General features: G+C 65.2%; 21 protein-coding genes. 10 read left to right on the top strand and 11 right to left on the bottom strand.

Going from position 1 to position 19,399, the window contains the following annotated elements; genetic code table 11:
• Positions 1-98 precede the first annotated feature (98 nt).
• Genes paoA through paoC form a run of 3 tightly spaced genes read left to right on the top strand, consistent with a single transcriptional unit; the run spans position 99 to position 3,861 of the window.
• On the top strand, positions 99-713 hold the full coding sequence (gene paoA, locus ASE00_RS02570; protein WP_156405244.1) for an aldehyde dehydrogenase iron-sulfur subunit PaoA: 615 nt from the start codon (positions 99-101) through the stop codon (positions 711-713).
• Positions 710-1,651 carry an FAD binding domain-containing protein gene (locus ASE00_RS02575; protein ID WP_056377545.1) on the top strand — a complete coding sequence of 314 codons (942 nt, stop codon included), beginning with the start codon at positions 710-712 and terminating at the stop codon, positions 1,649-1,651. Before paoA ends, ASE00_RS02575 begins: the two co-directional genes overlap by 4 nt.
• 2 nt (positions 1,652-1,653) lie before the next feature.
• Positions 1,654-3,861 (top strand): aldehyde oxidoreductase molybdenum-binding subunit PaoC, encoded by a 2,208-nt coding sequence (gene paoC, locus ASE00_RS02580; RefSeq protein ID WP_056377547.1) that lies wholly within the window; start codon positions 1,654-1,656, stop codon positions 3,859-3,861.
• A gap of 4 nt (positions 3,862-3,865) precedes the next feature.
• Here the strand turns inward: paoC and ASE00_RS02585 are convergent, their stop codons facing one another.
• Together ASE00_RS02585 and rimO are read right to left on the bottom strand one after the other, a co-directional pair.
• Positions 3,866-4,324 carry a MaoC family dehydratase gene (locus ASE00_RS02585; RefSeq protein ID WP_056377549.1) on the bottom strand — a complete coding sequence of 153 codons (459 nt, stop codon included), beginning with the start codon at positions 4,322-4,324 and terminating at the stop codon, positions 3,866-3,868.
• A gap of 42 nt (positions 4,325-4,366) precedes the next feature.
• Positions 4,367-5,704, bottom strand: coding sequence for a 30S ribosomal protein S12 methylthiotransferase RimO (gene rimO, locus ASE00_RS02590; RefSeq protein ID WP_056377551.1), 1,338 nt, complete (start codon positions 5,702-5,704; stop codon positions 4,367-4,369).
• Between the two features lie 189 nt (positions 5,705-5,893).
• Here rimO and ASE00_RS02595 point away from each other — a divergent pair, with 189 nt between their 5' ends.
• Both ASE00_RS02595 and ASE00_RS02600 read left to right on the top strand, forming a co-directional pair.
• Positions 5,894-6,160: a helix-turn-helix domain-containing protein gene (locus ASE00_RS02595; protein ID WP_056377553.1), complete on the top strand. Its 267-nt coding sequence runs from the start codon at positions 5,894-5,896 to the stop codon at positions 6,158-6,160.
• Between the two features lie 30 nt (positions 6,161-6,190).
• A complete protein-coding gene (locus tag ASE00_RS02600; RefSeq protein WP_056377555.1) occupies positions 6,191-7,903 on the top strand; it encodes a SulP family inorganic anion transporter in 1,713 nt (570 codons plus the stop codon).
• Here ASE00_RS02600 and ASE00_RS02605 read toward each other — a convergent pair.
• The 3 genes from ASE00_RS02605 to serS all read right to left on the bottom strand — a co-directional run bounded on the left by ASE00_RS02605 (position 7,882) and on the right by serS (position 11,137).
• Entirely contained in the window at positions 7,882-9,024 is a 1,143-nt protein-coding gene (locus tag ASE00_RS02605) for a M23 family metallopeptidase (RefSeq protein WP_056377558.1), read from the bottom strand. The genes ASE00_RS02600 and ASE00_RS02605 overlap by 22 nt on opposite strands.
• A 74-nt stretch (positions 9,025-9,098) precedes the next feature.
• Entirely contained in the window at positions 9,099-9,863 is a 765-nt protein-coding gene (surE, locus tag ASE00_RS02610; protein WP_056377560.1) for a 5'/3'-nucleotidase SurE, read from the bottom strand.
• The gene (serS, locus tag ASE00_RS02615; protein ID WP_056377561.1) at positions 9,860-11,137 is read right to left on the bottom strand and encodes a serine--tRNA ligase; all 1,278 of its coding nucleotides are present in this window, start codon (positions 11,135-11,137) and stop codon (positions 9,860-9,862) included. Before serS ends, surE begins: the two co-directional genes overlap by 4 nt.
• A 200-nt stretch (positions 11,138-11,337) precedes the next feature.
• Between serS and ASE00_RS02620 the strand changes: the two genes are divergently transcribed.
• Together ASE00_RS02620 and dksA are read left to right on the top strand one after the other, a co-directional pair.
• Entirely contained in the window at positions 11,338-11,883 is a 546-nt protein-coding gene (locus tag ASE00_RS02620) for a hypothetical protein (protein WP_156405245.1), read from the top strand.
• A 246-nt stretch (positions 11,884-12,129) separates the two neighbouring features.
• Positions 12,130-12,495, top strand: coding sequence for an RNA polymerase-binding protein DksA (dksA, locus tag ASE00_RS02625; RefSeq protein ID WP_414819837.1), 366 nt, complete (start codon positions 12,130-12,132; stop codon positions 12,493-12,495).
• 193 nt (positions 12,496-12,688) lie between these two features.
• On the opposite strand, the gene ASE00_RS02630 is transcribed toward dksA, so the two are convergent.
• Positions 12,689-12,886, bottom strand: coding sequence for a YdcH family protein (locus ASE00_RS02630; protein WP_056377567.1), 198 nt, complete (start codon positions 12,884-12,886; stop codon positions 12,689-12,691).
• Between the two features lie 217 nt (positions 12,887-13,103).
• Here ASE00_RS02630 and ASE00_RS22760 point away from each other — a divergent pair, with 217 nt between their 5' ends.
• Complete coding sequence (locus ASE00_RS22760; RefSeq protein ID WP_082594431.1) at positions 13,104-13,259, top strand: YdcH family protein; 156 nt, start codon at positions 13,104-13,106, stop codon at positions 13,257-13,259.
• Between the two features lie 29 nt (positions 13,260-13,288).
• On the opposite strand, the gene ASE00_RS02635 is transcribed toward ASE00_RS22760, so the two are convergent.
• The 3 genes from ASE00_RS02635 to ASE00_RS02645 all read right to left on the bottom strand — a co-directional run bounded on the left by ASE00_RS02635 (position 13,289) and on the right by ASE00_RS02645 (position 16,037).
• Positions 13,289-13,678: a PilZ domain-containing protein gene (locus tag ASE00_RS02635; RefSeq protein ID WP_056379229.1), complete on the bottom strand. Its 390-nt coding sequence runs from the start codon at positions 13,676-13,678 to the stop codon at positions 13,289-13,291.
• Between the two features lie 106 nt (positions 13,679-13,784).
• Positions 13,785-14,957 carry an acetyl-CoA C-acetyltransferase gene (locus ASE00_RS02640; protein WP_056377571.1) on the bottom strand — a complete coding sequence of 391 codons (1,173 nt, stop codon included), beginning with the start codon at positions 14,955-14,957 and terminating at the stop codon, positions 13,785-13,787.
• 87 nt (positions 14,958-15,044) lie between these two features.
• Positions 15,045-16,037, bottom strand: a complete 993-nt coding sequence (locus tag ASE00_RS02645; protein ID WP_235538515.1) for an alpha/beta fold hydrolase — start codon at positions 16,035-16,037, stop codon at positions 15,045-15,047.
• 94 nt (positions 16,038-16,131) lie between these two features.
• Between ASE00_RS02645 and phaR the strand changes: the two genes are divergently transcribed.
• Positions 16,132-16,701, top strand: coding sequence for a polyhydroxyalkanoate synthesis repressor PhaR (phaR, locus tag ASE00_RS02650; RefSeq protein ID WP_056377575.1), 570 nt, complete (start codon positions 16,132-16,134; stop codon positions 16,699-16,701).
• Between the two features lie 23 nt (positions 16,702-16,724).
• On the opposite strand, the gene ASE00_RS02655 is transcribed toward phaR, so the two are convergent.
• Positions 16,725-17,546 carry a class I SAM-dependent methyltransferase gene (locus ASE00_RS02655; RefSeq protein WP_414819826.1) on the bottom strand — a complete coding sequence of 274 codons (822 nt, stop codon included), beginning with the start codon at positions 17,544-17,546 and terminating at the stop codon, positions 16,725-16,727.
• Between the two features lie 29 nt (positions 17,547-17,575).
• Here ASE00_RS02655 and ASE00_RS02660 point away from each other — a divergent pair, with 29 nt between their 5' ends.
• The gene (locus tag ASE00_RS02660) at positions 17,576-17,776 is read left to right on the top strand and encodes a hypothetical protein (protein ID WP_056377576.1); all 201 of its coding nucleotides are present in this window, start codon (positions 17,576-17,578) and stop codon (positions 17,774-17,776) included.
• A 10-nt stretch (positions 17,777-17,786) separates the two neighbouring features.
• Here the strand turns inward: ASE00_RS02660 and ASE00_RS02665 are convergent, their stop codons facing one another.
• Positions 17,787-19,349 (bottom strand): CpaF family protein, encoded by a 1,563-nt coding sequence (locus ASE00_RS02665; protein WP_056377578.1) that lies wholly within the window; start codon positions 19,347-19,349, stop codon positions 17,787-17,789.
• Between the last annotated feature and the right edge of the window lie 50 nt (positions 19,350-19,399).

Genomic DNA, 19,399 nt, shown 5'->3' on the forward strand with positions numbered 1-19,399 from the left:
GCGGAACGAACGCCGCCGCCACAGGTTGCCATCCCGGCGCGAACTTCGCGGGGGCTGGCATGATGACGGACACGATATCGGATGATGGGGACGACGGAATGACACGGCGTACGGTGCTGGCTGCCGGTGCGGCGACGGCGGCAGGTCTGGCGACAGCCAAAGGCGTCGAAGCGGCCCCTAGCGGCCAGAAGACTCCTCCGCCGCCGATGCCGGTCACGTTGAAGGTGAACGGCAAGGATCGCAGCCTGTCGCTCGATCCGCGCACCACCCTGCTCGACGCGCTGCGGGAGCATCTCCATCTTACCGGCACCAAGAAGGGCTGCGATCACGGCCAGTGTGGCGCCTGCACGGTTATCGTCGACGGGCGGCGGATCAACAGCTGCCTGACCCTGGCGGTGATGCATGACGGCGATGCGGTCACGACTATCGAGGGACTGGGTACGCCCGATGATCTTCATCCGATGCAGAAGGCCTTCGTCACCCATGACGGCTATCAATGCGGCTATTGCACCCCGGGGCAGATCTGCTCGGCGGTGTCGGTGCTCAGGGAGATCGAAGCGGGGGTGCCGAGCCATGCAAGCGCGGACCTGATGGACATCGCCTTCTCCGATGCTGAGGTGCGTGAGCGGATGAGCGGTAATATCTGCCGCTGTGCCGCCTACCCCAACATCATCGCGGCGATCCGCGATGTGGCCGGGAAGGCGCGCGCATGAAGCCCTTCACCTACCAGCGCGCCGCCGATCCGGTAAGCGCGGCGAAGGCCGCCGCCGAACATCCCGGCGCGCGCTTCATCGCGGGCGGCACCAACTTGCTCGACCTTATGAAGGTCCAGGTGGAGACGCCGACCCATCTGATCGACGTCAACCATCTCGGCCTCGATCGCATCGAGACGACCGATCAGGGCGGTCTGCGGATCGGGGCCCTGGTCCGCAACACCGATCTTGCCGCCGACAAACGGGTACGGCGCGACTATGCGGTGCTGTCGCGGGCCCTGGTCGCGGGCGCGTCGGGTCAGTTGCGTAACAAGGCGACCACCGCAGGCAACCTGCTCCAGCGAACCCGCTGCCCCTATTTCTACGACACCACCAAGCCCTGCAACAAGCGAAAGCCGGGATCGGGCTGCGCCGCGCTCGGCGGGATCAATCGCGGTCTGGCGGTACTGGGAACCAGCGATCAGTGCATCGCGACCAATCCGTCGGACATGGCGGTGGCGATGCGCCTGCTTGACGCGGTGGTCGAGACGGTCAGCCCTGACGGCGCGACGCGCGCCATCCCCATCGCCGATTTCCACAAGCTGCCGGGTCAGACGCCGCATATCGAGACCGTGTTGCAGCCTGGCGAGCTGATCACCGGGGTGGCGCTGCCCGCCCCGCTTGGCGGCATGCACATCTATCACAAGGTCCGCGATCGGGCCTCCTATGCGTTCGCGCTGGTTTCGGTCGCGGCGGTCGTGGGGCCGCAGGGCCAGCGCTTTGCCTTTGGTGGCATCGCGCACAAGCCCTGGCGGGTCGAGGCTGCCGAGACGCTGTCAGGTGCCGAGGCGATCGCTGCGTCGGTGACGCTGGGTGCGAAGACGACCGAGCAGAATGCGTTCAAGCTGCCGCTGTTGAGGCGCGCATTGGGCGCGGTGCTGGCGGAGGCCAAGGCATGACCATGAAATTCGATGCGCCCGCCGGTGACAATGTGATCGACCGGCAGCGGGTGGTAGGCCACCCGGTCGACCGGATCGACGGGCCGCTCAAGGTCTGCGGGCTTGCGCCCTATGCCTATGAACAGAACGAGGCCGCACCGAACGCCGCTTATGGCTGGATCGTCGGTTCGCCTATCGCGACGGGGCGGATAAGCTCGATCGATACGCGCGCCGCAGAGGCTGCGCCCGGTGTACTGGGCGTGATCACCGCGGCGAACGCCGGGCCGCTGAAGAAGTCGGACTCGAACACCGCAGCGCTGCTCGCGGGGCCGAAGGTCGAGCATTACGATCAGGCGGTGGCCCTCGTCGTCGCCGAGACCTTCGAACAGGCGCGCGATGCCGCGAGGCTGGTCCAGGTCGATTACGCGACTGCCAAGGGGCGCTTCGATCTGGCGGCGGCGCGCGATCATGCCCGCGCTTCGCCGCCGGGTTTCGACGGACCAGCGGCTACCAGCGTGGGGGATTTCGATGCGGCTTTCGCCAATGCCGCGGTCAAGGTGGACGAAGTCTACACGACCCCCGACCAGAGCCACATGATGATGGAGCCCCACGCCAGCATCGCGGCATGGGAGGGGGAGCGGCTGACGCTCTGGACCTCCAATCAGATGGTCGCCTGGGGCGTTCGGGACATGGCGGCGACGCTCGGCATGGCCAAGGAGAATATCCGGCTCGTCTCCCCCTATATCGGCGGTGGTTTCGGGGCGAAGCTGTGGGTACGGGCCGACGCCGTGCTGGCGGCAGTAGCGGCGCGCAAGCTCGGCCGCGCGGTCAAGGTCGCGCTGGCGCGGCCCCAGATCGTGAACAACACGGTCCACCGCCCGGCGACGATCCAGCGCGTTCGCATCGGAGCGGACAAGGATGGGCTGATCGATGCGATCGCGCATGAGAGCTGGTCGGGCGACCTGCCCGGCGGCAGTGCGGAGACCGCGGCGCAGCAGACAAGGCTTCTCTATCGCGGTGAGAACCGGATGACGGCGCATTATCTGACCGAACTCGACTTGCCAGAAGGCAATGCGATGCGCGCGCCGGGAGAAGCGGTCGGACTGCTCGCGCTGGAAGTGGCAATGGACGAGCTGGCTGAGAAGCTGGGACTCGACCCGGTCGAGCTGCGCATTCGCAACGATGTTCAGTTCGATCCGGAGAAGGGGCCCAGCCGGCCCTTTTCCAGCCGTAAGTTCGTCGAATGCCTGCGCGTCGGTGCGGAGCGCTTCCACTGGTCGCGGCGCAACCCGGTGCCGGGGGAGCAGCGCGATGGCCGTTGGCTCGTCGGCATGGGCGTCGCCTCGGCCTTCCGCAACAACCTGGTGATGCCGTCGGCGGCGCGGGCGAGCGCCGATGCCAAAGGCGTGGTCACGATCGAGACCGATATGACCGACATCGGTACCGGCAGCTACACGATCATCGCGCAGACCGCCGCCGAGGTGATGGGCGTTCCGCTCGACAAGGTCCGCGTTCGCCTCGGCGACAGCCTCTTTCCCCAATCCTCGGGTTCAGGCGGGCAGTGGGGCGGCAACAGCTCTACTGCGGGCGTCTACGCCGCCTGCATGGCGTTGCGTTCCGCGCTTGCGCAGAAGGCCGGGTTCAACGCCACCGACGCCGATTTTGCCGACGGCTATCTGGTCAGCGGCAACCGGCGCGTCCGGATCGGCGAAGCGGCGGGCGCGGAGGGCGTCACCGTCGAAGGCAAGATGGACTATGGCCGCCTGACCAAGACCTATGCCCAGGCCACATTCGGCGCGCACTTCTGCGAGGTCGGTGTCGATGCGTTGACCGGTGAAGTTCGTATCCGCCGGCAGGGCGGGGCCTTTGCGGCCGGGCGGATCATCAACCCGAAATCGGCGCGCAGTCAGGTGATCGGCGCGATGACGATGGGCGCGGGCGCGGCGCTCATGGAGGAACTGATCGTCGACAAGCGCTTCGGCTATTTCGTGACCCGCGATCTCGCCGAATATCATGTGCCGGTCCATGCCGACATTCCCGATCAGGACGTGATCTTCATCGACGAGCTCGACGACAAGAGCTCGGTGATGAAAGCGAAAGGCGTCGGCGAGCTCGGCATTTGCGGCGCGGGCGCAGCGGTCGCGAACGCCATCTACAACGCGACCGGCATCCGTCTGCGCGATTATCCGATGACCGTCGATAAGCTGATCGAGAAGCTGCCGACGGTCTGAAGGATCAGGCTTTGGGACGCTTGCGCTGCAGCCCCGAGCGCTTGCAGTGGGCGACGAGATCACCATGCTGGTTATAGGCGCGGTGCAGGAAGGTGACGATGCCCTGGTCGGGCCGCGACTTGGATTCGCGCAGCTCGACCACCTCGGTCTCGACGCGGACGGTGTCGCCGTGGAACAGCGGCTTCGGGAAACGCACTTCATCCCAGCCGAGATTGGCGACCGCGGTGCCGAGCGTGGTATCGCCGACCGAGATGCCGACCATCAGGCCCAGGGTGAAGCAGCTGTTGACGAGCCGCTGGCCATATTCGGTCTGGGTCCGGCAATATTCCTCGTCGAGGTGGAGCAGTGCCGGATTGTGCGTCATCGTCGTGAACAGCACATTGTCGGTTTCGGTGATCGTTCGCGAAATGGGGTGCTTGAACAGCTGACCGACCTCGAGTTCGTCGAACCAGACTCCGGGCATATGGATGACCTCCCTGTGATGCTGTGCGCCGCTTGGCAGACTCTATGAAGGGCTTTGCACGCCGAACAGATCATGCTCGTCGGCATCCTCGATCTCGACCCGAACAATGTCGCCGGGGGCTAGTTTTTCGGCGTCGCGCAGATGGACTTCCCCATCGATGTCGGGCGCGTCCGCCTTCGATCGGCCGGTCGCGCCGCCTTCACCGTCGACGACGTCGATGATCACGTCGAGCGTGCGGCCGATCTTGGCTTCGAGCTTGGCGGCGGAGATGGCGGCTGTCCGTTCCATGATCCGCGCGTAGCGCTCTTCCTTGACCTCCTCGGGCACCGCACCGGGCAGGTCGTTGGCGGCCGCGCCCGCGACCGGTTCGAAGCGGAAGGCGCCGACGCGGTCGAGCTGCGCTTCGTCGAGCCAGTCGAGCAGATATTGGAAATCCTCTTCGGTCTCGCCGGGGAAGCCGACGACGAAGGAGGAGCGGACCGCGATATCGGGGCAGACGGCGCGCCACGCCGCGAGCCGTTCGAGCACCTTTGCGTCGTTGGCCGGGCGCTTCATCGCCTTCAGCACGCGCGGCGAGGCATGCTGGAACGGGATGTCGAGATAGGGGAGCACCAGCCCCTCTGCCATCAGCGGAATGACCTGATCGACATGCGGATAGGGGTAGACATAATGGAGCCGCACCCAGGCATCGAGCTTGCCCAGTTCGCGGGCTAAATCGGTCATGTGCGCGCGCACTTCGCCGCCGCCCTTCAGCGGGAAGCTCTTGTGCCTGAGGTCCAGCCCGTAGGCAGAGGTGTCCTGGCTGATCACCAGCAGCTCGCGAGTGCCGGCGGCGACCAGCTTCTCGGCCTCGCGCAGGATCGCGTCGGGCCGGCGGCTGACGAGATCGCCTCGGATCGACGGGATGATGCAGAAGCTGCAGCGGTGGTTGCAGCCTTCGGAAATCTTCAAATAGCTGTAATGGCGCGGCGTCAGCTTCAGTCCCGCTTCGGGCACCAGATCGACATAAGGCGAGGGCGGGACCGGGGCCGCCTCATGCACCGCGCCGACGACCTCTTCATATTGATGCGCGCCGGTGATCGCGAGAACGTTGGGAAAGCGGGCGCGGATCTTGTCCGCCTCGTCGCCCATGCAGCCCGTGACGATCACGCGGCCATTTTCCGCAATTGCCTCAGCGATCGCCTCCAGGCTTTCCTCCTTCGCGCTGTCGAGGAAGCCGCAGGTGTTGACCAGCACGACGTCCGCTCCGGCATAGTCGGGCGACAAGCCATAGCCGTCCGACCGCAGCTTTGTGAGGATGCGTTCGCTGTCGACCAGATTCTTCGGACAGCCGAGCGAAACCATGCCGATCTTCGGCGGGGAGGGGAGTTCAATTGCCATGGAGCGCGCGCACATAGGCGGTTTCGAGGCAAAATGCGAGGCCTGGGCGCGGGAAGCCCAGGCCAGGGCATGCTACGACGGGTACTTCCGCCAATCAATCGAGACATTTCTGATGGTCTAGCACTGTATATTGATGTTCTAGACATCAATTATCATGTTTGATAATAGCTTGAGCAAGGTGAAGAGTTTATGATCACGGCATCGCAGATGCGTGCGGCGCGGGCCTTGCTGGGTATCGATCAGCGCCAGCTCGCCGAAATGTCGGGCCTGTCGGTGCCGACCATCCAGCGGATGGAGGCCAGCGAGGACAGGGTGAGGGGCGTGATCGATACGCTGACCAAGATCGTCGACGCCTTCGATGCGGCCGGCATCGAGCTGATCGGCGAGAATGCGGCAAGCAGCGGAGCGGGGCGGGGGGTCCGCTACAAGCTCGCCAAAGGATCGGGCGGCAAATAGGCCGCCGGTGATGAGGGAAAGCGGATCATAATGGTCGCTCACCGGGCAAGACCCAGTTTCGTCGAACTGTTCACGCCCAAGCTCGTCACCATATTGCGCGAACGCTATCGTCTGGCCGACCTGAGGGCGGATGCCGTCGCGGGTTTCACCGTGGCGATAGTCGCCCTGCCATTGTCGATGGCGATCGCCATCGGATCGGGCGTCACGCCCGACCGGGGCCTCTATGCCGCGATCGTCGGCGGCTTCATCGTCTCGCTGCTGGGCGGCAGCCGCTTCCAGATCGGCGGACCGGCGGGCGCGTTTATCGTCCTTGTCGCCACGACCGTCGAAGCCCATGGCGTCGATGGCCTGCTGCTGGCGACGATCCTGTCCGGCCTGATATTGCTCGCCGTCGGCCTGCTTCGGCTTGGCACCTTCATCAAATATATCCCCTATCCCGTGACGGTCGGCTTCACGTCGGGCATCGCCGTCGTGATCTTCGCCAGCCAGATCAAGGAATTGCTTGGGCTCAGCCTGACGGGAAAGGAGCCCGGAGCGCTCATCCCCAAGCTCCATGTGCTGGCCGGGGCGCTGCCGTCGGCCAGCATGCCCTCGATGGCGATCACCGCGTTCACGATCGGCACGATCGTCTCGGTGCGGCGCGTTCGGCCGCACTGGCCGGCCTTCGTGATCGGAATCGGCCTGGCCGCGATCCTCGCCGGTGCGCTGGGGATGCCCGTCGAGACGATCGGCACCCGCTTCGGCGGGATACCGCAATCGCTGCCCAGCCCACGGCTGCCGGCGCTATCGCTGGACAAGGTCGTCGCGGTTCTTCCGGCCGCCCTGTCTTTCGCGCTGCTGGGCAGCATCGAAAGCCTGCTGTCGGCAGTGGTGGCCGACAGCATGAGCGGGCGGCGGCACCGCTCCAACGCCGAGCTGGTCGCGCAGGGCCTGGCCAACATCGGATCCGCCATGTTCGGCGGCATCTGCGTCACGGGCACTATCGCCCGCACCGCGACCAATGTGCGTGCGGGCGCGCGGGGTCCGATCGCCGGCATGCTTCATTCGGTCTTCCTGCTGCTGTTCATGCTGATCGCGGCGCCGCTGGCGGGTTATATCCCACTGTCGGCGCTCGCCGCCGTCCTTGCCGTCGTCTGTTGGAACATGGCGGAAAAGCAAGAATTCTGGACCTTGCTGCGATCATCGCGCGGCGACGCTGTGGTCCTGCTCGGCACGTTCCTGCTCGTCGTTTTCCGCGACCTTTCGGAAGGCATCATGGTCGGGTTCGGGCTGGGTGCCTTGCTGTTCCTTCATCGCATGGCCCAGGCGGTGGAGGTCGACAGCTCGCGCCCCATCGTCGAACTGGACAAGGCGGACCGGGGCAGCGGCGAGCAGCGCACGCCTTATGACGCCGCTCTGGCGGCGGACCCGTTCGTTCTGGTCTATCGGATTTCCGGCGCGTTCTTTTTCGGCGCGGCGGGCACCGTGAGCGCCGCGCTCGACCATATCGGTGAGCATCCCAAGGCCTATGTCGTCGATTTTTCCGCCGTCCCGATCGTCGATGCGACCGCCGCCGCAACCATGAAGGGCCTGGCGCAGAAGGCGAAGCGTCTCGGCGTACCGCTCTATCTATCGGGCACTGGCCCCAGGATCAGGCGGGTCCTGTTCGCGCATGGGGTTCGGCCGCCACATGTTCGATTCAAGGCGACGCTCGATCAAGCCGTCGAGGCGGCGCGAGGCACTCAGCTGCGTGAGGGCAGGTAGCTCAGCGGGTCCACCGGTTTGCGGCCGTTGCGGATCTCGAAATGAAGCTGGGGCTCAGCGCTATAGGGGCTGCTGCCGCTCTTCGCGATCGTCTGCCCGCGCACCACCTTCTGCCCGCGCGTGACGGTGATGCTGTCGGCATAGCCATAGGCGCTGATCCAGCCATCGCCATGGCGCAGCAGCACCAGCGTGCCATAGGCCGGGATATCCTGACCGACATATGCCACGACGCCATCGGCGGCGGCGGTGATCGGGGTGCCGCGCGGCGTGCCGATGTTGACGCCGTCATTCTGCTGCCCGCTCGCATGCCGCCCGAAGCGGCGGAGGATCGGCCCGCGCACCGGCCAGTCGAACCGCCCGGCGAACCGCGCCGGTTCGGCGACCGCGACGGTGGGCGCCACTATCTTGGGCGTCACGACCGGCGGCTTGGGGCTCTCGCGGGTGGCGAGCGCGGGTTCCGATCCGGTGATCAGGTCCTCGATATCCAGCCGGAATGCGGCCTCGCGCTGATCCGACGTCATGCTGGCGACCTCGCGCTGGCTCGGCAAAACGAGCCGCTGGCCTTCGCGAAGCACATAGGGTTCTTCGAGCTCGTTGAGCTGTGCGATCCGGCCCCATTCAACGCCATAGGCGCGTGAGATGGCGATGCCGGTCTCGCCCTTGCCGACGCGGTGATAGCGCCCGCCGGGGACCTTGAGCTTCTGGCCGACGATGATCTTGAAGGGCGCCGCGATATGGTTGACCCGCGCGATCGCTTCCGAGCCCGCGCCGGTCTTGTCCGAAATCGCGCGCAGCGTATCGCCGGGCTTCACGACATAGGTCGAGGCGGCGACCTCGATCGCCGATGGCGCGACCGTCTTCACCTGCCACGCGGGCGGCGGCGGAGTCGGCACATTCTCCGATACCGCGGGCGGCGGCGGGCCGGGGGCGATTACCGGCTCCTCAACGGGAGCGACGGCTTTCGCGGACGGCACGGGCGCTGGCGGCGGCGTTGCGGCGCGCTGGCGTGTCGGGGCGGGGCGGCGGGTTTCGGCGCGATCCTGCGCAGGAATGCAGGCGGACGTCATCAGCAGCAATGCGACGAGCGCGCAACCTGTCGGGCGGATGGTCGGCAAGGCCATGACGGTTCTGTTAGCAGCCTTGAGCGGCGATGCCACCCTCTCGATGCAGGCGGGCCAAGATGGCCACCGGCGTCTCAGCTGTACAAGCTCGCAATGGCGGCCATCGAGGCGTGGTGGGTCATGTCGCAGTGGAGCGGGGTGACAGTCACCCAACCGTCGGCGGCGGCCTCGAGGTCGGTGCTGTGCGCGGGCGTGTGCGGCATGCCGGCCAGCTTGAGCCAGTAATAGTCGAAGCCGCGCGGGTCGGTGCCTTTGATCAGTTCGGTCTCGCCATAGTCGCGTAACCCTTGGCCGACGACGCGGATGCCGAGCACATCACCCGCCGCGCGGGCCGGGAAGTTGATGTTGACCAATGTCCGCGGCGCCCAAGGTGCGTCGAGCAGCGGGCGGAGCACGCGTTCGCCCCATGCCTCGGCCGCCGCGAAGCTGACATTCTCGCCCGCGCCGGCCTTAGCATAGACCTGGCTGAGCGCGATCGAGCGGATCCCGGCGAGCGCGCCTTCCATTGCGGCGGACACCGTGCCCGAATAGCTGACATCCTCGCCCAGGTTCGCGCCGCGATTGACGCCTGACAGGATCAGGTCGGGCGGATTATCCTTCATGATGAGGCCGAGCGCCATCATCACGGCGTCGGTCGGCGTTCCCGCGACCGCATGGCGGCGTTCGCCGAGCTGGCGGATGCGCAGGGGGCGGGTGAGGGTGAGCGAGCGGCCCGCGCCCGATTTTTCGCCCGATGGCGCGACGATCGTGACGTCATCGGATAGCTTGCGTGCTATCCGTTCGAGCACGGCCATGCCCGGCGCGTGCACGCCGTCGTCATTGCACAACAATATCCTCATGCCGGGCGTAGCTCCGTGAGCCCGCCCATATAGGGGAGCAGCGCTTCCGGAATCGCCACCGAGCAATCGGCGCGTTGATAGTTCTCCAGCACCGCTACCAGCGTCCGCCCGACAGCAAGGCCCGAACCGTTGAGGGTGTGGACGAAGCGGGTGCCCTTGCTTTCGCCAGTTGGACGATAGCGCGCGCTCATCCGCCGCGCCTGGAAGTCGCCGCAGTTGGAGATGCTACTGATTTCGCGATAACAGCCCTGGCCCGGCAGCCAGACTTCGAGGTCGAAGGTCTTGCGCGCGGTGAAGCCCATGTCGCCGGTGCAGAGGAGGACGCGGCGATAGGGCAGGCCGAGCTCTTCGAGGATCGCTTCGGCGGCGCGGGTCATCTCGGCATGGACCGCGTCCGATTGCTCGGGTGTGGTGATCGCCACCAGTTCGACCTTCTCGAACTGATGCTGGCGGATCAGGCCGCGGGTGTCGCGTCCGGCCGCCCCCGCTTCGGAGCGGAAGCATTGGGTGAGCGCGGTGAACTTCAGCGGCAGCTCGGCCTCGGGGAGGATCTGCTCGCGGACCATGTTGGTCAGGCTGACTTCGGCGGTGGGGATCAGCCAGCGGCCGTCGGTGGTCTGGAACAGATCCTCGGCGAACTTCGGAAGCTGGCCGGTACCGAACACCGCCTCGTCGCGGACAAGTAGCGGCGGGATCACCTCTGTGAAGCCGGCGGCAGTCTGGCGATCGAGCATGAAGGCGCCCAGTGCGCGCTGAAGACGGGCGACTCCGCCCTTGAGCACGGCGAAGCGGGCTCCCGAGATGGCGGCCGCGGCTTCGAAGTCGAGGCCGAGCGGGCCCGCGAAATCGGGATGTTCACGCGCGGTGAAGTCGAAAGCGGGCGGGGTGCCCCAGACGTGCTGCTCGACATTATGCGCTTCGTCTGCGCCCTCGGGCACATCGCTGGCAGGGAGATTGGGGATGGCGGCGAGCGCGGTGTGCAGTTCGGCGTCGACCTCGCCACCCTCGGCTTCAAGCGCGGGCATCTTCTCCTTGAGCGCCGCGACCTCGGCCATCAGCGTCGCTGCGGTAGCCTCATCCTTCTGCGCCTTGGCCTGGCCGATCGCCTTGGACGCATCGTTGCGGCGCGCCTGCGCCTGCTGCAATTCAGTGGTGATGGCGCGGCGGCGTTCGTCGAGGGCGAGAAGCGACGCAGACACGGGCGCTACGCCGCGGCGGCCGAGCGCGGCATCGAAAGCGGCGGGTTCATCGCGGATCAGGCGGATATCGTGCATCGCCGCCCTATGGCCCCGAAGCGCGAACCGCGCAACCGCCGCGCATACGCCTACCAACCGTCGAACGATGCCGAGGTTGCGTCATTCGTGCACATAGCAGGTCGCTTCGCCCCGTGCTGGGCGCGACCCATCGAAACGGGGTGGAACTAGGCGGTGTCCCCGTGCGTCAATTGGGTGATTGTCCAAAGAGGAGTATGGATGTGACTTTTCGAGCTGCTTTCCTTGCCACCGCTTTGTTGATGGCAGGCGGCGCTGCCCCGGCCTTTGCCCAGGCCGCACCGGCGGCCGCGCCCGCCAAGGCCAATGTGACGGCGGGGGCGAGTGTTTCGGACGCGAAAGGTGGCGCTGTCGGAACCATCGCGTCTGTCAGTGGTGATATCGCGGTGATCGATACCGGCGTCGTCAAGGCCAGTGTTCCCACCTCTGCCTTTGCGCAGAGCGACAAGGGCCTTCTGATCGGCATGACCAAGACCGAACTTGAAGCAGCCGCTCAGGGCGCGGCGGCGAGCGCGCAGCAGCAGTTCCTCGCCTCGCTGAAGCCGGGCACGGCGGTGACCGACCAGAATGGCGGCGCTGTCGGCACGATCGAGGCGGTGGAAGGCGATCTGGTGACCGTCGCTACGCCGAACGCAAAGGCCAAGCTGCCCAAGAGCGCGATCGCGCAGGGGCCCAACGGCCCGGTGATCGGCATGACGCAGGCGCAGTTGGAGGCTGCCGCCAAGGGCACCGCCGTTCCGACCGGCTGAGTCCGCTCCAAATAATCCCCAAGTTTCTGCGCCCGCGCACAGCTTCCCGGCTTGTGCGCGGGCGCCTCGCTGTCTATAGCCCGCCGCGGGCGACCCTCGCTGTCAGCTGCCTAGCCTGGCTTGGTCGAGGGCAAAGCGGAGAGTCGCATGGCATCGTCGCTGAGTGGCGTATTTGATGGGCGGGAACCGGTGGACGTACCTGCAACAGATCTCGACGGCTATCGGCCCTCACCTGACGAACCTTTCATGAACGATCGGCAGCTTGCCTATTTTAAGGCGAAGCTGCTTGGCTGGAAGGAAGCGATCCTCAAGGAATCTGCGGGGACGCTTCAGCAGCTGCAGATCGATTCGCTCCGCGAACCGGACCTCACCGATCGTGCGTCCAGCGAGACCGACTGGTCGATCGAGCTGCGCACCCGCGACCGCCAGCGCAAGCTGATCTCCAAGATCGACGCCGCGCTGCGCCGGATCGAGGAGGGCGAATATGGCTATTGCGAGGTAACCGGCGAGCCGATCTCACTCGGCCGCCTCGAAGCCCGGCCGATCGCGACCATGACTGTCGAGGCGCAGGAGCGCCACGAGCGGAACGAGAAGGTCAGCCGCGAAGAGTAATCGTCGCGCTTACCTGGTCTCCAAAATACTTCGACCCACTTCGCTCATAGACTCGTCATGCTGAACTTGTTTCAGCATTCACTCGCGATCTTGCGCGGCACTCGTGTTGAAGGGTGGACGCTTAAACAGGTTCAGGATGACGAATTGGCGGTTGAGCCGCTTTACTCAAGCTATTGCACCTGAGGTCCCGAAATCACGCGATAATATCGGGAATCAGCATGTCCTCGAGCTGCGCTATCTCGTCTTTCAGGCGTAACTTGCGCTTCTTGATCCGGGCGATCTGCAGCTGATCGATAGCGGGCGCGTCGAGCAGCGCGTCGATCGCGGCCTCGAGGTCACCATGCTCCTGCCGGAGCAGTTCGATTCGCCGCGCAATGACTTCACTGTCCAAACGACTCGCTCCAGATCGGTTCGCCGCGCGATTCTAGCGGCAGAGCTACGTGCCGCTCAAGCCCGGGCGGGGCTTTGCCGCACGACAAAAATATGCGTTTCCAAGGCGTCACGCTCAATCGTGTTCAACATCGGATCAACCATATTTTTGGGCAAGACAGACGGTGCAAATCGTGATCTATTGATCGGCCCAGTCGGAGTGAAAGGAGACAGCCTAGATGTTGACTACCCACTCGTCCGCAATGCTCGCGAAGCACGCCGGGATCGAAGCCCGGATCGCAGCGGAGTCTCGACGACCGGCACCGGACATGGTGCTGATTACCCAGCTGAAGAAGCAGAAACTCAGGATCAAAGAAGCGCTCGCGCGTCTTTGACACACGACGCCGCCACAGGGGATTGAGGGTCAGTCGATCCTCAATCCAGGGCGGCGCACCTTACCAAGATCGATAAGCTTACGCAGATGCTCGTCGCTGCCGGCGACGACGGGCTGGCGCGCGCGTTTCGGATCGATGGTCTCACGGAAGGTGATGCCCATCCGGCCGTCGCGCACCCAGACGATCTCGCCTGTGACCATCCCGATCCCTCGCAGTCCGACCTCGACGATCGCGCCGAGATCATAGGCGACCTGCGAATCGGCCATCAGGCCGGTCGACGACAGGTTGCGTATGCGGATGGACTGGGTGTCGCGGGCATAATCGCCCGCGGCCTTGATCGTGCCCATCAGCAGCAGGCTGTCGCGCTGCCGCGTCCGCTTCCCCGCTTGCACAGACTGTTGCTCAACGGCCCCGGCCATCGTCATTCCTCGGTTGGACTATCGCGCGAGCGATTAGACTTTGGAATGATTGAGGTCGGGTTAAGAGCCGCCTGAAAAGGGGAGCGGACGCGCTTTTTTTATCGTCTCAGCGTTCGATGCACATCGCGATGCCCATGCCGCCGCCGATGCACAGCGTGACCAGGCCCTTCTTCGCGTCGCGGCGGCCCATCTCGTACAGCAATGTGGTGAGCACGCGCGCGCCCGACGCACCGATCGGGTGGCCGATCGCGATCGCGCCGCCGTTGACGTTGACGATATCGGCGTTCCAGCCGAGTTCCTTGCCGACGGCCAGCGCCTGCGCCGCAAAGGCTTCATTCGCCTCGATCAGGTCGAGATCGGACAATTTCCATCCGGCCTTCTCCAGCGCCAGCTTGCTGGCCGGGGCGGGGCCGATGCCCATGATCGACGGATCGACGCCGCAGGTCGCCCAGCTCGCTATCCGGCCGAGCACCGGCGCACCGCGCTTGGCCGCGTCGTCGGCCGACATCAGCACCAGCGCCGCCGCGCCGTCGTTGATGCCGCTGGCATTGGCGGCGGTGACGGTGCCGTCCTTCTTGAAGGCGGGCTTCAGCCCGGCCATCGCCTCGATCGTCGCGCCGGCGCGGATATATTCATCCTGGTCGACGATGGTGTCGCCCTTGCGGCCCTTGATGGTGACTGGCGCGATCTCGTCCTTGAAGCGGCCGGCCGCCTGGGCGGCTTCGGCCTTGTTCTGGCTGGCTACCGCGAAGCCGTCCTGCTCGGCGCGGCCGATCTGATATTTCTCGGCCAGATTTTCGGCAGTGATGCCCATATGATAACCGTTGAACACATCGGTCAGGCCGTCGACGATCATCGTGTCGACGAGCGAGATATCGCCCATCTTCGCGCCCGCGCGCAACGCCCGGGCATGAACCGACAGCGACATATTCTCCTGGCCGCCGGCGACCACGACGCGCGCGTCACCGCATTTGATCGCTTGCGCGGCGAGGGCGACGGCGCGCAGCCCCGAACCGCACACCTGGTTGACGCCGAACGCGGTCGCCTCCTTGGGGAGCCCGGCGTTCATCGCCGCCTGGCGCGCGGGGTTCTGTCCCTGGCCTGCCGACAGCACCTGACCGAGGATCGCCTCCTGGACCTCGGCGGCGTCGACGCCGGCCTGAGTGAGCGCGGCGATGATCGCCGTCTGGCCGAGTGTGTGCGCGGGGGTCGATGCGAAGGCGCCGAGGAAGCTGCCGACCGCAGTCCGCTTGGCGCCGGTTATCACGATGTCGGTCATGCTCGCTCCTGCTCTATGTTGCGCGTGCGAACGGCGTTGCGGAACTGCTTTCGCCGACTCGCGCTATGATTTTCGAGCGCCGACCTATCAGGAGTCCCGCAGTTGCGAAAGCCAGGATGCGACTTTGGCCCATAGCGAGCCCGGCGCCTTGCGTCCGACAACCATGCCGACATGTCCTTCGGCGAGCTCGACGCGCTCGCCGCCCTTCCAGGCGCTGGCGGCAGGGGTGATCCGATCGACCGTCGAGACGATGTTGAGCAGCGGTATTCCCAGTTCTGACGGGGAGATCACCCGCCCGCCCACCTGCCAGCGCCCTTCGCCGCTCGCATTGCCCGTCATCAGACCTTCCATCAGTTCGCGGCCGGCGGCGAGGGTCAGCGGGGGGCCGTCATTGGCCCAGTCCTCGACCGCGACATAATTCTGTCCCTCGGGGCTGGCAGCATCCTTGCCGGCGAATTGCTCGAACTTGGCGATGGTGCGCTCCGGGTCGATTTTCCAGAAAATCTGCTGCAGCACTTCCGCCGGCAGGAGGCCGAGCGCCTCGGCCACGGGTTCCGCAGCGCGCCAAAGTTCGAGCAGATCGTTTCGCGTCTGCGAAGGAAAGCCGCCAAAATTCCACGGGGCGGCGATCAGGATCAAGGCGGCAGGGGGGCGCAGCATCGCCGCCGCGATGCTCATCGTCCCCCCAAGGCAATAACCGGCCAGCGCAGCATCCTGCCCCAGCGCGTCGAGAGCGGGCAGGATATATTTCTCGACATGGCCGCCGACGGTCAGATCGCGGTCCTCCGCACCGGGCGATCCCCAGTCGAGCAGCACCGGGTTGACGCCGCGCGCGGCAATCCCCCGCAGCATCGAGTTTTCAAAGGTCAAATCGAGTATTTCGGAGCCGTTGATCAGGGACGGCACGAACAGTGCCGGGCGGCCTTGCGCTCCATAGCTGCGCAGCGAAACCCGGCCGATGCGTGCGATGACCGAGGATACAGGCGGCCGTGGGGGCCGCGGTGCGCTCTGGTAGGATTTCAGTCCGGCGAGCGCCAGGCGCATCCGATCGGGTGCTCCGCTGGTTTCGTTGCGCAGCATATCGAGGAATAGCGGCAACGGGCGCGGCCTGTGTTGCGGCGCGGAAAGATTTGATGCTATGCTGTCGGCAACATTTGTCGGCAGGCGGGATATCATGGCGAAATCATCGGACGGCTCGGGAACGGTCATCATCAAGAAATACGCCAATCGCCGGCTGTATAATACGGAAACATCGAGCTACATCACACTCGACCATCTTGCAGCGATGACGCGTGAAGGACGCGATTTCAAGGTTATCGATGCCAAGACCGAAGAGGACATCACGCATAATGTCCTGACCCAGATCATCATGGAAGAAGAAAATCGCGGGCAGACGATGCTGCCCGTGAACTTCCTGCGACAGTTGATCTCGCTTTACGGCGATTCGATGCAATCGATGGTGCCGCAATATCTCGAAGCCTCGATGGATGCGTTCCGTCGTAACCAGACGCAATTCCGCCAGGCGATGGAAGGCGCGTTCGCCGGCGGTCCGTTCGCGGAGATCGCCAAGCGCAACATGGACATGTTCGAAGCTGCGGCCAGCGCCTTCAAGCCCAAGGCGGGCGGTGCGGCGGGCCCCGCCGCCACGCCGGCCGCTCCCGCTGCGGATGCGCCGCGCAGCGAAGTCGAGGCGCTGAAGGCGCAACTGGCCGCGATGCAGGACCAGATCAACAAGCTGAAGTGATGCCGTGACGGGCGTGGCGCCGGTTATTTGGCCGGCTTCACGAACTTCAGCGTCATCCGGTCGCTCTCGCCGATCGCCTGATATTTCGCGCGATCCACATCGCCGAGCCGGAATGTGGGCGGAAGCGTCCAGACCCCCTCGGGCCAGTCGTGCGTGTCCTTTGGATTAGAGTTGACCTGGGACTCGCCCATCAGCTTGAAGCCCGCGGCGGTGGCCAGCCGGACGACGGTCGACTTCTTGATATAGCCGCTCTTCTTTTCGAGCGCGCTGTCCATGGTTTCCGGCAGCCGGTGATCCGTCACGCCCAATATGCCGCCCGGCTTCAGCGCCGCATAGAAATCGGCGAACGCCTTGGCGGCGACGTCCTCACCTTGCATCAGCAGATTGTGGACGTTGCGGAACGTGAGCACGCGATCGGCAGTGCCGGCGGGAAAGGTCAACGGCGCGGTGGCGCTGAACGGATAGACCTCCACGTCTCCGAACCGCTCCTTGTTCTTGTCCAGCATTGTCTTGACCGCTGCGAGGCCTCGTTCGCTGGAGGGGGGCATCGCGACATAGCGGCCCTTGCCGCGTAACGCGGGGGCCAGGATCTCGGTATACCAACCGCCGCCGGGATAATATTCGATAACGGTCTGCCCCGGTTTCACTTCAAAAAAGGCAAGGGTTTCGACGGGATGGCGATAAATATCCCGCGCGCGATTGGCCTCGCTGCGGGCGGGGTCAGCGATAGCCTTGGCGATTACCGGATCGCCCTTGGCCTGCGCTGCCGTCGGCGCGAGGGCGATCAGGGCTGTGGCGGCGGTAAGAAACAGATGGCGCAAAACGCATCTCCCGATATGGATCATGGGCGCAATGATGACGGAGATCGCGCAAGGTGCAATCGGATTACGCGATACCGACGCTGGCGTTCGTCGCACTGGCGATACTGTCCGTCGCGGCGGACTGGCGCCGTCATCGCCGGCGCGAGGCCGACCGCGCGGCCGGACGAGCAGGGTGGATGCCCTGGCCGCTGCTGTCGATATTGTCGTTGATCGCCGCAGCCTATTGCGCGGCGTTGTGGGTCAAGGGCAACTGACGCCCGGCCGTCAGAGGCAGGCTTCGAGCAAGGGCTGGTCGAAGCCGAACTGGCGCGCCTTTTCGATCGTATAGGGACGCAGGCCCGACGAGACATATTCGCCGACGATCTTCCCTTCCGAATCCTCGGCATGATATTCGAACTTGAACAATTCCTGGGTGATGATCACCGGGCCTTCCATGCCGAGCACTTCGGTGATGCTGGTGACGCGACGCGAGCCATCGCGCAGGCGTTTCACCTGGACGATCAGGTCGACCGAATCGGCTATCTGCTTCGAAATCGCTTCCTTCGGCACCTTGATGTCGGACATCATCACCATATTCTCCATACGCGCCAGCGCCTCGCGCGGGCTGTTGGAGTGGAGGGTGCACATCGAGCCGTCATGGCCGGTGTTCATCGCGGCCAGCATGTCGAAACATTCGCTGCCGCGAATTTCGCCCAGGATGATCCGGTCGGGACGCATACGGAGCGCGTTGACGACGAGGTCGCGGATCGAAATCTGGCCCTGGCCCTCAAGGTTGGCCGGACGGGTTTCGAGCGGCAGCCAGTGCGGTTGCTGCAGCCTGAGTTCGGCCGCGTCCTCGATGGTGATCACGCGCTCGCCCGGATCGATCATCTTCGACAGCGCGTTCAGCATTGTCGTCTTGCCCGAGCCGGTGCCGCCCGAAATGACGACGTTGAAGCGGCTCGCGCCGGCGATTTTCAGAAAGGTCGCCATCTTCTCGCTCATCGATCCGCCGCGCGCCATGATGTCGAGGGTGATCGGCTTGGACGAGAATTTGCGGATCGAGATCGCAGTGCCGCGTAGTGACAGCGGCGGCACGATCACGTTGACGCGGCTGCCGTCGGTAAGCCGCGCGTCGGCGAGCGGGGTCGTCTGATCGACGCGGCGGCCGACCTTGGACACGATACGCTGGGCGATCTGGAACAGATGCTCCTCGTCGCGGAAATTGATCTTCGCGAGTTCAAGCTTGCCCTTGCGCTCGACATAGGTCTGGTCGGGGCCGTTGACCATGATGTCGGTGATCAGCGGATCGCCGAGCAACTCCTCGAGCGGGCCGAGGCCGAGCAGTTCATCGACCAGTACTTTTTCCAGCGCGAACTGTTCGCGGCGGTTGAGGGTGATGCGCAACTCGGCGAGCACTTCGCCGATGATCGGGCGGAACTCCTCGGCCAACTCGTCCTTGCTCAGCGAGGCGGCGGCTTCGGGATCGACGCGCTCGAGCAGGCGGGGAAGCACCTGTTCCTTGATCTTGTGGATCGACGCCTCGAAGCCCTCGACCCGCGAACGCCCAGCATCGCCCGACGCAGCCTCGCGGATCGCGAGCCGCGCCATGGCGTCGGCATGTTTGGGGAGTTCGACCTGATCTTCATCGATGTTGATCGGGTCGTCGAAGCTGGGCATCCCGGCGAAGGGATCGGATGCGGACAGCGAGACATTGTCGAGCGGCGGGAATTGCAGGCCGCCGGTCAACGGACCTGGGGCGGGGGCGTCACCCTGCATCGGCCTGGCCACGCCGAAGGCGGGCTTGGCTCCATGCGTCATCGCTCCACGCTTGCCGAAAGCACTCATCGCAACTCTTCCCCGGGCGGCCGGACTCGGACCGAACAGGCTTGCAGTAA

Origin of the sequence: Sphingomonas sp. Root710, assembly GCF_001429065.1 — a bacterium.
Taxonomy (GTDB): domain Bacteria; phylum Pseudomonadota; class Alphaproteobacteria; order Sphingomonadales; family Sphingomonadaceae; genus Rhizorhabdus.

Bases quoted from the DNA above. Each gene is read 5' to 3' on its own strand.
- ASE00_RS02640 (WP_056377571.1), bottom strand. From the start codon at position 14,957: ATGACCGACATCGTGATAACCGGCGCCAAGCGGACTGCGGTCGGCAGC.
- surE (WP_056377560.1), bottom strand. From the start codon at position 9,863: ATGAGGATATTGTTGTGCAATGACGACGGCGTGCACGCGCCGGGCATG.
- ASE00_RS22760 (WP_082594431.1), top strand. From the start codon at position 13,104: ATGTTGACTACCCACTCGTCCGCAATGCTCGCGAAGCACGCCGGGATC.
- ASE00_RS02635 (WP_056379229.1), bottom strand. From the start codon at position 13,678: ATGGCCGGGGCCGTTGAGCAACAGTCTGTGCAAGCGGGGAAGCGGACG.
- phaR (WP_056377575.1), top strand. From the start codon at position 16,132: ATGGCGAAATCATCGGACGGCTCGGGAACGGTCATCATCAAGAAATAC.
- ASE00_RS02585 (WP_056377549.1), bottom strand. From the start codon at position 4,324: ATGCCCGGAGTCTGGTTCGACGAACTCGAGGTCGGTCAGCTGTTCAAG.
- paoA (WP_156405244.1), top strand. From the start codon at position 99: ATGACACGGCGTACGGTGCTGGCTGCCGGTGCGGCGACGGCGGCAGGT.
- paoC (WP_056377547.1), top strand. From the start codon at position 1,654: ATGAAATTCGATGCGCCCGCCGGTGACAATGTGATCGACCGGCAGCGG.
- rimO (WP_056377551.1), bottom strand. From the start codon at position 5,704: ATGGCAATTGAACTCCCCTCCCCGCCGAAGATCGGCATGGTTTCGCTC.
- ASE00_RS02605 (WP_056377558.1), bottom strand. From the start codon at position 9,024: ATGGCCTTGCCGACCATCCGCCCGACAGGTTGCGCGCTCGTCGCATTG.
- ASE00_RS02665 (WP_056377578.1), bottom strand. From the start codon at position 19,349: ATGAGTGCTTTCGGCAAGCGTGGAGCGATGACGCATGGAGCCAAGCCC.
- ASE00_RS02575 (WP_056377545.1), top strand. From the start codon at position 710: ATGAAGCCCTTCACCTACCAGCGCGCCGCCGATCCGGTAAGCGCGGCG.
- ASE00_RS02645 (WP_235538515.1), bottom strand. From the start codon at position 16,037: ATGCTGCGCAACGAAACCAGCGGAGCACCCGATCGGATGCGCCTGGCG.
- serS (WP_056377561.1), bottom strand. From the start codon at position 11,137: ATGCACGATATCCGCCTGATCCGCGATGAACCCGCCGCTTTCGATGCC.
- ASE00_RS02600 (WP_056377555.1), top strand. From the start codon at position 6,191: ATGGTCGCTCACCGGGCAAGACCCAGTTTCGTCGAACTGTTCACGCCC.
- dksA (WP_414819837.1), top strand. From the start codon at position 12,130: ATGAACGATCGGCAGCTTGCCTATTTTAAGGCGAAGCTGCTTGGCTGG.
- ASE00_RS02595 (WP_056377553.1), top strand. From the start codon at position 5,894: ATGATCACGGCATCGCAGATGCGTGCGGCGCGGGCCTTGCTGGGTATC.
- ASE00_RS02655 (WP_414819826.1), bottom strand. From the start codon at position 17,546: ATGATCCATATCGGGAGATGCGTTTTGCGCCATCTGTTTCTTACCGCC.